This is a genomic window from Pseudomonas taetrolens (assembly GCF_900475285.1).
Lineage (GTDB): Bacteria > Pseudomonadota > Gammaproteobacteria > Pseudomonadales > Pseudomonadaceae > Aquipseudomonas > Aquipseudomonas taetrolens.
The window spans coordinates 2,825,538-2,837,111 of the sequence record NZ_LS483370.1 but is presented as its reverse complement, the minus strand read 5'-3'; the positions used below and the strand labels follow the sequence as shown (position 1 = coordinate 2,837,111).

Annotated in this window: 8 protein-coding genes; 2 read left to right on the top strand and 6 right to left on the bottom strand. The window is 60.0% G+C overall.

Annotated elements, in window-relative coordinates; all coding sequences use genetic code 11:
• Nucleotides 1–56 precede the first annotated feature (56 nt).
• The 3 genes from DQN55_RS12890 to pvdM form a co-directional block, all read right to left on the bottom strand.
• Nucleotides 57–1,721 carry a cyclic peptide export ABC transporter gene (locus tag DQN55_RS12890; RefSeq protein ID WP_269460139.1) on the bottom strand — a complete coding sequence of 555 codons (1,665 nt, stop codon included), beginning with the start codon at nt 1,719–1,721 and terminating at the stop codon, nt 57–59.
• A gap of 133 nt (nt 1,722–1,854) precedes the next feature.
• Nucleotides 1,855–2,739, bottom strand: a complete 885-nt coding sequence (gene pvdO, locus DQN55_RS12885; protein ID WP_048382103.1) for a dihydropyoverdine dehydrogenase — start codon at nt 2,737–2,739, stop codon at nt 1,855–1,857.
• 15 nt (nt 2,740–2,754) lie between these two features.
• Nucleotides 2,755–4,104, bottom strand: coding sequence for a pyoverdine-tailoring dipeptidase-like protein PvdM (gene pvdM / locus DQN55_RS12880; RefSeq protein WP_048382104.1), 1,350 nt, complete (start codon nt 4,102–4,104; stop codon nt 2,755–2,757).
• A gap of 211 nt (nt 4,105–4,315) precedes the next feature.
• On the opposite strand from pvdM, the gene DQN55_RS12875 reads away from it, so the two are divergent.
• Nucleotides 4,316–5,182, top strand: coding sequence for a pirin family protein (locus tag DQN55_RS12875; RefSeq protein ID WP_048382105.1), 867 nt, complete (start codon nt 4,316–4,318; stop codon nt 5,180–5,182).
• Nucleotides 5,183–5,266: 84 nt separating this feature from the next.
• Here DQN55_RS12875 and DQN55_RS12870 read toward each other — a convergent pair whose 3' ends face one another.
• The 3 genes from DQN55_RS12870 to DQN55_RS12860 form a co-directional block, all read right to left on the bottom strand.
• Nucleotides 5,267–6,448, bottom strand: coding sequence for an acetyl-CoA C-acyltransferase family protein (locus tag DQN55_RS12870; protein WP_048382106.1), 1,182 nt, complete (start codon nt 6,446–6,448; stop codon nt 5,267–5,269).
• 161 nt (nt 6,449–6,609) lie between these two features.
• On the bottom strand, nt 6,610–9,084 hold the full coding sequence (locus DQN55_RS12865; RefSeq protein ID WP_074702951.1) for a sensor domain-containing protein: 2,475 nt from the start codon (nt 9,082–9,084) through the stop codon (nt 6,610–6,612).
• A 34-nt stretch (nt 9,085–9,118) separates the two neighbouring features.
• On the bottom strand, nt 9,119–10,024 hold the full coding sequence (locus tag DQN55_RS12860; protein ID WP_048382107.1) for a LysR family transcriptional regulator: 906 nt from the start codon (nt 10,022–10,024) through the stop codon (nt 9,119–9,121).
• A gap of 131 nt (nt 10,025–10,155) precedes the next feature.
• Between DQN55_RS12860 and leuC the strand changes: the two genes are divergently transcribed.
• Nucleotides 10,156–11,574 (top strand): 3-isopropylmalate dehydratase large subunit, encoded by a 1,419-nt coding sequence (leuC, locus tag DQN55_RS12855; RefSeq protein WP_048382108.1) that lies wholly within the window; start codon nt 10,156–10,158, stop codon nt 11,572–11,574.

Genomic DNA, 11,574 nt, shown 5'->3' with positions numbered 1-11,574 from the left:
GCTCACGACGCAATACGGTCGTGTTCAGCACAACCGTATTGCGTCTGCGGGAGGGCTCAGGCGATGTCGAGCGCGGTGCTGACCTTGCCGCTGTCCATGCGCACCAGTTGGTCGGCCACATCGAAGTAGCGGTCGTCGTGGGAGATCACGATGATGGTTTTGCCCATCCGCTTGAGGTCCGGCAGCAGCTCGGTGTAGAAAATCCGGCGGAAGGTCGGGTCCTGATCGGCGGCCCACTCATCGAACACCAGCACCGGGCGCTCTTCGAGCCAGGCATTGATCAGTGCCAGGCGTTTGCGCTGTCCGGTAGAGAGGTCGGTGGTACTGAACTGTCCGTCGGTAATACTGACCTTGTGCGCAATTTCCAGGCGCTTGAGGTATTGCTCGGCATCCTGGGGGATGCGCATGTCGCCTTGCACCACGTCGTCGAACAGGTAGTAATCGGCAAACACCGTGGTGAATAGCTGGCGATAGTCATCGCGTGTTTCGGCGGTCACGGGCTGCCCGTCAAGGCGGATTTCACCCTGTTGCGGTGCATACAGCCCCAGCAGCAATTTGATCAGGGTGGTTTTGCCGCAGCCGTTTTCGCCGACGATAAACACGATGTCGCCCTGATTGATCGTAAGGTTTACCGGCCCGAGCCGGAACGGCGCGCTGCCATCCACCGCCGGGAAACTGTAATTAACGTCGACCAGCGCCAGGTTCTGCACCGTTTTGCCCTGGGCACCTTGCTCATTGAGCAGCAAGTGCGGTTCGGGGGAGTTGAACTGTTCGGACAAGTCCGCAATGCGCCGGAACGCGATTTGTGCCCGGCTGATGATCGGCAGGGTGCTGATCAAATGCTCCAGCGGGCCTTTCATGTACAACAACACAAGCACAAAGCCGCTGATGACCCCCGGGTTGGCGCTGGGCCACAGTGACTGCATGGCCAGCGCGAGGCCGATGACCACGAAAAACAGCATCGAGCCCAGGCTTTTGGCGATCACAAAGGTGTTGATCGAGCGCACCTGGATGTCACAGATTTTTTGCGCGGTGCGCTGAATTCCCGAGACAAACATGCGTTGGCGGCGAGGGCGGTGGATGCGCAGCTCCTTGGCACCCTCGGCAATCGCGTTGTAATGCTTTTGCAGTTCGTCTTCGGCTTCCCGGGCTTCGGAGAAACCGTTCAGGCCATAACCGCGGGCGATGTACTGAATGACCGTGCCGATCACGATGGCCACCAGCATCATTAAAAACATCGGCCACGAGAGCATGGCCAGGTACCCCATGCAGCCGAGGGTTACAGTCAGTGAGATGGCCAGTGGCGCGAACGCAAAGGCAAAGTCGCTGATGGTGTCGACGTCATGGGTCAGCACCGGGATCAGCCGATGGCTGCGATAACGCTCGATTTGCGAGATCGGGGCCGAAAGCACTTTTTCGCCGAGCGTTTTGCGCAACCGGGCGATGATGTGCTGGCCCACATAGTTGCTGCCGATGTCCGAGCAAATGCTGCTGAGCAAGGCCAGTACGCACAGCCCGGCAAACAGCGCGACAACCTGTGAGGTCAGACCGCTTTCGGCATGCAGGGCGCTGTTGATGGTTGCAAGCAGCACCGTCACGCTCAACCCGCCGATCATCCCCAGCAGGACGGACAGGCTGACAATGAGCCGGAACGGCTTGAGCAGGGTCAACAGTTCTCTCAGAACCCCGGGCGAGGTCCGGGGCATAGCGGGCTGGCTCATAAACAAGAGTTCCTTGGATCAAGGGAAGGGCAGTCTCTTGTGAACGAGTGGTTGGCGCGGGGATTTAGCGCAGCAATGCGGTTGGCCTGCCGCTGCGACCAGGGTCGCGGCGGCAGGCATTGTTCAGCGGGACTTAAAGATCACGTTCAACCCGGAAGCCGATCCAGTCGCCACGGGTGTGCGGATAAATGTCGTTGCGGTTGCCCGAGCGTGAGAATACCGGTGCTTCGCCCCAGTCATTGCCGCGGATCTGGCGCAGTTCGCAGGTACTGCCGGTGATCCAGGCGCTGCCATCCACCGGGGCCCCGACGTAATCAGGGTGTTTGCAGTCCGCCAGCCATTCGTAGACGTTGCCATGCATGTCGTACACACCGAATGCATTGGGCGGGTAGCTGCCCGCCGGAGAGCTGTAGCTGTAGCCATCCGTCGGGCCATAAGTGTTGGCGTGCCGGGCAATGCTGTAGGTCTCGCCCGGGTCCATCGGGAACGGGAACGGCCCTCTCGAACCTGCCCGGGCGGCATACTCGCGTGTGGCTTCGCTGACCATGCGATACGGTTTGCCGGTCTTTTTCGAGATCCAGGCTACGTAGTTCTCGACATCGGCAAAGTCCATGCATACTGCGGGTTGACGAGGGCCTTGGGGGTAGCGTGGTTTTCCGGCAATGCATGCGCGCCCCGGCCGGTCGTCACCGTCGGCGATCCTGACGCCGGTCTCCTTGATATAGGCGTCAAACTCCCCGGCAGTGACCTGGAAGCGGCTGATGGCCACGGGTTTGCTGAAGGTCACGGTGTGCATAGGCCCTTCATCGGGCTCACGACCGACTTCATCGTCCGGGGTGCCCATCACGAAACTGCCCGTCGGCAGGACCACCATTGGCGGGCAGTCCTTGCAGTCCTGGAACACGGTACCCGGTTTGGCATCGACGCTGACCGGGGCATTGGCGTGGGCGATGGAGGGCAGCAGGCTGGCGAAAGCAAAGGCGAAAGGCAGGCGAAACAAAGCAGGTAACGTTGGCATGGTTGGCGGCTTCACTTAATGAGTAGGTGTCGGCTTGGCGGCTTTTTGCACGGTGTCCCACACCCGCAAGAAGTTGCCGCCCCAAAGTTTGGCAATATCGGCCTCTGAATAGCCGCGCTGCAGCAACTCAGCGGTGACGTTGCGGGTCTGGCTGACATCCTTCCAGCCCTCCAGGCCGCCGCCATCGTTAAAGTCGGAACTGATGCCGACATGATCGATGCCGATTTTCTTGACGGCGTAATCAATGGCGTCGCCGTAATCCTTGAGCGTGGCTTTGGGCTCTTCCTCGACGATCCCATACAGACCGCTGGCGTATTCGCCGAAGCGCTGCTCGGGCCACACGGTGATGATCGCATCGCCAGGCATCAGGGCCATTTCCAGGCTGCGCAAAGGCTGCAGGTCAAACTGGCTGCGCAGGCTGTTGAGCTTGTCCTGGCTGGGCTGGCTCAAGGGTCGCAGGTAGGTGGGGAAACCCACGATCTGCACCACGCCGCCGCTGTCCTTGATCAGTTGCATCTCCTTGTCGCTCAGATTGCGCGGGATATCCACCAGGGCACGGGGGGCCGAATGCGAAGCCACCATCGGCGTGCGGCTGAGCTGGCTGACTTGCTCCAGGGCTTTGCTCGACATTTGTGACACGTCGATGATCACTCCCAGGTCGTTCAGGCGCTGAACGGCCTGTTTGCCAGTGTCGGACAACCCGTTGAGTGCATCCGGCGTGTCATTGAAAAACGGCAGCGGGCGTGATGAATCGGCCCAGTCGTTATTGCCTACGTAGCTGAAACCGAACATGCGCATGCCGCGCGCGGCCCACAGGTCGAGCTGGTTGAGGTCGTTGCCTAACGGATAGGCATTGAGCATGCTGATAAACACCGCGAACTTGCCTTCGCCATGCAGGCGCCGGAAGTCATCCGGGGTGTAGGCGATCCCGACCCGCTCAGGAAAATCGCGCACCATGCCGGTGATGATGGTGTAGCGCGCTTGCTGCTCGTTGCGTGCGGCCTCGACAAAGCCAGCGGTCGGACGATGGGGGGCATTGGGGCCGTTCCAGATTTCCGGCCAGCCAAAGACGGTCAGCGCGGCACCCGACAAGCGTCCCTTGGCCGCTTTGACCAGATCGAACTGACCGGGGCCATCCTTGTCGGCTTCATTGCCGGCAGTGCCGAACTCAAGGGGCACGGTGATATGGCTGTCGAACGAAAGAATACGGTCCTGCAACGCATCGGCCTGCTTGATGACCTTGAGCGGATAGCCCGCATTGCCCTTGTAAAAGGTCTCCCAGATTAGAAAACCGCCACCGATGGCAGCCGCCAGAGCCAGGAGAAGTCCGATCACCAAGGCTTTTTTTACACGTGGTTTAGTCATTGCCATCTCAATAGAAATTCGCCGTCAAGGGCTGGAGCGGGGCCTTTGCTATCAGGGAAGAACGAGGGGCTGGAAGAGGAATTTAGGCCGATACTTCACCCAGCGTCGGCATGAGCTGTTCTATATGTGGAACGAACAGTGCTGAAAATGCCATCTAGTGCGATAGATGGGTCGAATCTATGATGGCGTCATGACTTACAGGAGGTGCAACATGAAAAGCATTCTTGGCATTTACACGGCGCCACGTCCGCATTGGGTCGGCGACGGCTTTCCGGTCCGCACATTGTTCTCCTACGACAGCATGGGCAAGCACATCAGCCCGTTCCTGTTGCTCGATTACGCGGGCCCGGAAGAGTTCACCCCAACCTCGGCGCGTCGTGGCGTGGGGCAACACCCGCACCGGGGTTTTGAAACCGTGACCATCGTCTACAAAGGCGAGGTCGAACACCGTGACTCCACCGGTAATGGCGGGGTGATCGGGCCTGGTGATGTGCAATGGATGACCGCCGCATCAGGGATCCTGCATGAAGAGTTTCACTCAGAGGCGTTTGCCCGAAGTGGTGGCACTCTGGAAATGGTGCAGCTGTGGGTTAACTTGCCGGCCCGGGACAAAATGTCCGAGCCCGGTTACCAGGGCATTGTCGATCGCGAGATTCCTGATCTGGCGCTCAAGGATGAGGCCGGTCGCTTGCGACTGATCGCCGGCGAGTTCGATGGCCAGCGTGGCCCGGCACGGACCTTCACTGAGATCGACGTCTGGGATATCCGTTTGAACGCTGGAAAATCGGCTGAGTTCAAGCTTCGCGAAGGCCGTAATACGGCACTGGTGGTGCTGCACGGAGCGGTTGAAGTCAATGGTCAGGAAGTCGTGCGCGAAGGGCAGTTGGCGCTGTTCGAGCGCGACGGCACCCAGGTGCGACTCGAAGCCAGTGGCGATGCGGTGCTGTTGATCCTGAGCGGTGAGCCGATTGACGAACCGATCGTGGGGCACGGCCCGTTCGTGATGAATACAGAAGCCGAAATTCATCAGGCTTTTGTGGACTTCCAGTCAGGCCGGTTTGGCAGGATGCCAACCTAGTCTCGAGAGGGGGTAACCTTGGAAACCCGGCCATGAACGTTCATGGCCGGTTTTTTTGTGCCCGCTCAAAACAGCAAACCCGCGTCACACCCGCTCGAAAATCACCGCAATCCCTTGTCCGCCGCCAATGCACATGGTTGCCAGGGCATAACGGCCCTGTATCCGGTGCAATTCGTGGATGGCTTTAGTGGCGATGATTGCACCCGTGGCACCGACCGGATGCCCCAGGGCGATCCCGGAACCATTCGGGTTGACCTTGGCCGGGTCCATGTCCAGTTCTTGCATCACGGCACAGGCTTGTGCCGCGAAGGCGATATTGGCTTCGATGACGTCCATGTCCGCCATGCTCAGACCGGCCCGTTTGAGCGCCAGACGCGTGGCCGGGATCGGCCCCAGGCCCATCAGTTCCGGTTCAACCCCGGCATGTGCATACGCCACCAGACGCGCCATGGGCGCGAGATGGTTGGCATGTACAGCCGCGCCGCTGGCCAGGACCAGGGCCGCCGCACCGTCATTGAGCCCCGACGCATTGCCCGCAGTCACGCTGCCGTCTTTTTTGAACGCAGGTTTCATCTGCGCCAGTTGCTCCAGGCTGGCCGCACGCGGATGTTCGTCGATGTTGAACAGGCTGCTGCCTTTACGGCTACGGACTTTAACCGCTGCTATCTGGCGATCGAAATAACCCTCGGCGATGGCCCGGGCGGCCCGCTGCTGGTCTTCAAATGCCAGGGCGTCCTGGGTTTCGCGGCTGATGTTATTGCGCCGGGCAATGTTCTCGGCAGTGATACCCATATGGATGCCGTGGAACGGGTCGTGAAGGATCCCGAGCATGTAGTCCAGCACCTGCGCATCGCCCATGCGCGCGCCCCAGCGGGCCGCAGGGAGCAGATAGGGACCGCGGCTCATGGCCTCGGCACCGGCGCCGATGGCGAACTCGGCATCACCGAGCATCAAGGTGTGGGCGGCAGAGATGATTGCCTGCAGGCCCGATCCGCACAGACGATTGACGTTGTAGGCCGGTGTTTCCTTGGGGATCCCGGCGTTGATCGCTGCGACCCGGGCCAGGTAGGCATCCTGGGGTTCGGTGGGAATCACGTTGCCCATCACCACATGGCCGATGCGCGCTGGCTCGACCTGGCTGTCAAGCAGCGCGGCCTTGACCGCAGTGGTAGCCAGGTCGCACAGGGGCACATCTTTCAGCGCCCCGCCAAAGGTGCCGATGGCGGTACGTTTGGCACTGAGGACGAAAATCTCGGAGGTTGGCATGGTGGATCCTTATTATTCTGATGAGCCAAAATCTATTGGATTATTCCATGATGGCTGGAGGAATGGAGTAGTCCGTATGAAGGAATAAACACTTCACTCAGGTCGATCCCCCGTGCCGACGGTGTCGCGAAACACACTGCGCGGACAGCCGCGGGCTGTGTCTACTTTGTCAGCAATGCCCGGAATTCGGCCAGCGGCAGGGGCTCACTGTGCAGGAAACCCTGGTAAACATGGCAGTCCAGGCTCTGTAAAAAGGCGAGTTGTGCCGGTTGTTCGACACCTTCGGCCACGACCTTGAGCTTGAGGCTGAGGGCCATTGCGACAATGGCGCGGATGATTTCCGCATCGTTTGGGTCGTGAATGGCATCGCGGACAAATGACTGGTCGATCTTGAGGGCATCCACCGGCAGGCGCTTGAGGTGCGTCAGCGAGGAGTAACCGGTGCCGAAGTCATCCATCGCAAAGCTCACCCCCAAGGCCGTCAGCTGGTGCATTTTGGCGATGGTATCTTCCAGGTTCTGAATCATGATGCCTTCGGTGATTTCCAGCTTGAGCATCGAGAAGGGCACCTGATGCGTCAGCAGGCTGCGCTGCACGTGTTCAACAAAATGAGTTTGTCGAAACTGCCGTGGGCTGATGTTCACGCACAAGCTGAAATGTCCGGGGTCGATCAGGCCTTCGCGCAACAACGGGCCGAACGCACGGCATGCCTCATCCAGAATCCAGCCGCCTACCTCGACAATCAGGCCACTCTCTTCGAGGATCTTGATGAAGTCGGAGGGGCATTGTTGCCCGCGTTGCGGGTGCTGCCAGCGCACCAGGGCCTCCGCGCCGACAATGCGATTGTTCCGGGCATCGACCTGCGCCTGGAAGCACAGGCTGAATTCGTGGCGTGCCAGGGCCGTCCGCAGGTCGCTTTCCATTCGCATGCGTTCGCTGGCGGCAGTTTGCATGTCTATATGAAACAGTTGAGTGGTGTTGCGCCCGAAATCCTTAGCCCGATACAGCGCGATATCGGCCCGTTTTAGCAGGTCGGCGGGGTTCGATCCGTGATCCGGAATCAGGGCGATACCGATACTGGGTGTCACTTGCAGGCGCTGGCCATCGAGAAACATGGGTTCTGCCAGCAGCTCGCGCAGCGTATCGGCGGTATGCCGCACGGCGCGGGTGACGGCTTCGAGCGAACCTTTGAGCCCGGTCAGCAGCACCACGAACTCGTCCCCTCCAAGGCGCGCCACGGTATCTTCGTGGCGTACGCTGGCTTCCAGGCGTGCGGTGATGACCTTCAGTACCGAATCGCCCACCGGATGGCCCAGGGAATCGTTGATGTGTTTGAAATGGTCGAGGTCTAAAAACAACAGCGCCCCACGCAGGTCATGACGCTGCAGCAATGAGGTCAGCTGACTCAGGCGGTCCATCAGCAAGGCGCGGTTGGGCAGGTTGGTCAGGGGATCATGGTAGGCCAGGTGCCTGATCTGGGCCTGTGCAGCCTTGAGCTGGCTCAAGTCGCGAGCGGTAAGCAACAGGCAGGCGGTGTCATTCAGGGTAATGGGCTCGATCGACACTTCAACGTTGAGCAAATCCCCCCGGCGTGAGCGCCCCAGCATTTCGCGGTGGCTGATGCGTCCCTTTTCGGCCAGTTCCTCCAGCAGCGCCCTGCGCTGAGCACGGTCACCCCAAATCCCCAGTTCATAAGCGCTGCGGCCAATGACTTCGCTGCTGCTGTAACCGGTCAACCGGCAGAACCCGTCATTGACTTCAAGGTAGTGACCGGTGGTGAACTCGCAAATGGTGATGGCGTCGGGGCTGGAGTGGAACGCCTTGGCGAATTTTTCTTCACTGGCTTTAAGCGCCGCTTCAGCTCGCTGCTGCTGCGTAATGTCGAGCAGTGTCCCGGCCATGCGCAGGGGCTCACCCTCCGTATCGCGGTACAGGCGGGCCCGACTTTCGAGGTAGCGTGAGGTGCCGTTTTCAAGCGGCATGCGGTAGGTCAGCCGGCAATTGCCGGCGAGGTCTTCACGCAGCATGCGATAGGCATTGCGCATGTGGTGACGCTCTTCTTCAGGCACCCCTTCAAAAAACGCATCGAATGAGTCATTGAAGGGCACGGGCTGCAGGCCGTGTAACTGCGCGGCGCGGGCCGAGCCGTAGAACCGGCCGCTGGGAATATGCCAGTCCCAGGTGCCCAATTGTGCGGAGTCGAGTGCCAGGTCCAGACGCTCCTGGCTGTCGATCAGTGCCTGTTCGGCTTCCTTGCGCGTGCTGGTGTCAAGGAAGTGGCTGATCAGGTAAGCCTCGCCCTCCAGCTCGACTTTCTGGGCGCTGAGGATACCGTCATGAAGCTGGCCGTCACGACCGCGCAATTGCACCTCCATATGTACCGGGGCACTGTTGTTGCGGACCGCCTTGATCAGGCGCGTGCGCTGCCGCGGATCAGGCCACAGGCCCAGCTCCAGCGTGGTACGGCCGATGACTTGCGCCGTCGGCCAACCCAGCAGGCGCTCGAAAAATTGGTTGGCCTCACTGATCAGCCCGTCTTCGAGCCGTACCAGCAGCACCAGGTGCGGGGACAGATGGAAAAGCGTGGAAAAGCGCTTCTCCGAGCTGTTGAGCGCTGTGTCTGTCGTCGTTGGCATGGACTACGATCCTTGAGCAGGGCTCCGGAAACTGTCAGGTGGACGCTTGGGAGGCCTCAGTGTGCGGCGTATCAACTTGAGCATCCAGCAGGGTCATGAAGGCATGCGCGGCATTCGACAATGTCCGTTCGGTATGCGCGATGTAGCCTAGCTGGCGCGTCAGTTGAATGCCCGGCAAGGTGATCGAGGCCACCTGTTCATCAAGCATGGTGCGCGGTAATACACTCCACGCCAGGCCAATGGAAACCATCATTTTGATGGTTTCAAGGTAGTTGGTACTCATGGCGATGTTGGGCGTCAGGCCCTGGGCTTCAAACAAATGCTGCACGATATGGTGAGTAAACGTATTGCCGCCGGGAAACACCGCCGGATGGTGCGCAATGTCGGCCAGGCTGATCGGGCCCTGGCGAGTGAGGTCATGCTCGGGTGCCACGACAAAATCCAGCGGGTCATTCCAGACCGGCACAGCGCGTATCAGAGAGTGCGGGTCGGGAGCGAGAGTGATGACCGCCAGTTCGGCACGGCCATGAAGGATTTCTTCGTAGGCCACCTCTGAATCCAGAAACTGAATATCCAGCGCAACCTTGGGGTAGGTGCGGGTGAACTCGCGCAGCAGAGGCGGCAAGCGGTGCAGGCCAATATGGTGGCTGGTTGCCAGAGTCAGGCGGCCGCTGACCTCGCCGTTGAGATTGTTCAGTGCCCGGCGTGTGTCATCCAGTACGTTGAGGATCTGATACGCCCGGGGTAACAGGGCACGGCCCGCTTCAGTCAGGCTGACTTCACGACCCAGCCGATCGAACAGCCGCAGCTTGAGTTGCTGCTCGATACTGGCGATGCGTTTGCTGATGGCGGGCTGGGTCAAGAACAGCCGTTCGGCGGCCCCTGAGAAGCTTCCGGTTTCGGCAATCGCGATAAAGGCATTGAGATTCGCGAGATCCATCTTTTGAATTCCTATTGGTTATCCAAAGCATAAAAATTATGAATTTGAGTTATTAACTGTAACCCCATAGGATCGACCTCACAAGCCAAGTGGTTATTGGCACAGAAAGTAGCTGATGAGGAAACCGTCTGATGGCCGGCAAAACGCTCTACGACAAACTCTGGGACTCGCATTTGGTCAAGCAGCGCGACGATGGCTCGGCGCTGATCTACATCGACCGTCACATCATTCATGAAGTGACGTCGCCGCAGGCCTTCGAAGGCCTGCGTCTGGCCGGGCGCAAGCCTTGGCGCATCGATGCCAACATCGCGACCCCGGACCACAACGTACCCACCACGCCAGAGCGCAAGGGCGGGATCGAAGCGATTGCTGACCAGGTTTCCCGCCTGCAGGTGCAAACCCTCGACGACAACTGCGACGAGTACGGCATCACTGAATTCAAGATGAACGACGTGCGTCAGGGCATCGTTCATGTGATCGGCCCGGAGCAGGGCGCGACCTTGCCCGGCATGACGGTGGTCTGTGGCGATTCGCACACATCGACTCACGGTGCATTTGGCGCACTGGCCCACGGCATCGGCACCTCTGAAGTCGAGCACGTGCTCGCGACGCAGTGCCTGGTGGCGAAAAAAATGAAGAACATGCTGGTGTCGGTGGAAGGTCAATTGCCATTTGGCGTGACCGCCAAGGACATCGTGCTGGCGGTCATCGGCAAGATCGGTACCGCGGGCGGCAATGGGCACGCCATTGAGTTTGCCGGTAGCGCGATTCGCGACTTGTCCGTCGAAGGCCGCATGACCATTTGCAACATGTCGATCGAGGCGGGTGCCCGTGTGGGGCTGGTTGCTGCAGACGAAAAGACCGTGGCTTACGTAAAAGGGCGTCCGTTTGCGCCGAAAGGCGCTGAATGGGAGCTGGCAGTCGAAGCCTGGAAAGACCTGGTGTCCGATGCCGACGCGCAGTTCGACACCGTGATCGAGCTCGACGCGACGCAGATCAAGCCGCAGGTCAGCTGGGGTACCTCGCCGGAAATGGTGCTGGCCGTTGATCAAAACGTGCCTGACCCGGCGCAAGAGGCCGATCTGGTCAAGCGCGGTTCAATCGAACGTGCCCTGAAATACATGGGCTTGAACGCCAATCAGGCGATCACCGACATTCAGCTGGACCGTGTGTTCATTGGTTCCTGCACCAACTCGCGGATCGAAGACCTGCGCGCTGCCGCGGTGATTGCCAAGGGCCGCAAAGTGGCTTCGACCATCAAGCAAGCAATCGTTGTTCCGGGCTCGGGCCTGGTGAAAGCCCAGGCCGAATCGGAGGGTCTGGACAAGATTTTCCTTGAGGCTGGCTTTGAATGGCGCGAGCCAGGTTGCTCGATGTGTCTGGCGATGAACCCGGACCGCCTGGAGTCGGGCGAGCATTGCGCATCGACCTCCAACCGCAACTTCGAAGGTCGCCAGGGTGCCGGTGGACGTACTCACCTGGTCAGCCCGGCCATGGCCGCCGCCGCCGCGGTGACCGGTCGTTTCGTCGACGTCCGTGAATTGATTTAA

Bases quoted from the DNA above. Each gene is read 5' to 3' on its own strand.
- DQN55_RS12875 (WP_048382105.1), top strand. From the start codon at position 4,316: ATGAAAAGCATTCTTGGCATTTACACGGCGCCACGTCCGCATTGGGTC.
- DQN55_RS12870 (WP_048382106.1), bottom strand. From the start codon at position 6,448: ATGCCAACCTCCGAGATTTTCGTCCTCAGTGCCAAACGTACCGCCATC.
- DQN55_RS12890 (WP_269460139.1), bottom strand. From the start codon at position 1,721: ATGAGCCAGCCCGCTATGCCCCGGACCTCGCCCGGGGTTCTGAGAGAA.
- pvdM (WP_048382104.1), bottom strand. From the start codon at position 4,104: ATGACTAAACCACGTGTAAAAAAAGCCTTGGTGATCGGACTTCTCCTG.
- pvdO (WP_048382103.1), bottom strand. From the start codon at position 2,739: ATGCCAACGTTACCTGCTTTGTTTCGCCTGCCTTTCGCCTTTGCTTTC.
- leuC (WP_048382108.1), top strand. From the start codon at position 10,156: ATGGCCGGCAAAACGCTCTACGACAAACTCTGGGACTCGCATTTGGTC.
- DQN55_RS12860 (WP_048382107.1), bottom strand. From the start codon at position 10,024: ATGGATCTCGCGAATCTCAATGCCTTTATCGCGATTGCCGAAACCGGA.
- DQN55_RS12865 (WP_074702951.1), bottom strand. From the start codon at position 9,084: ATGCCAACGACGACAGACACAGCGCTCAACAGCTCGGAGAAGCGCTTT.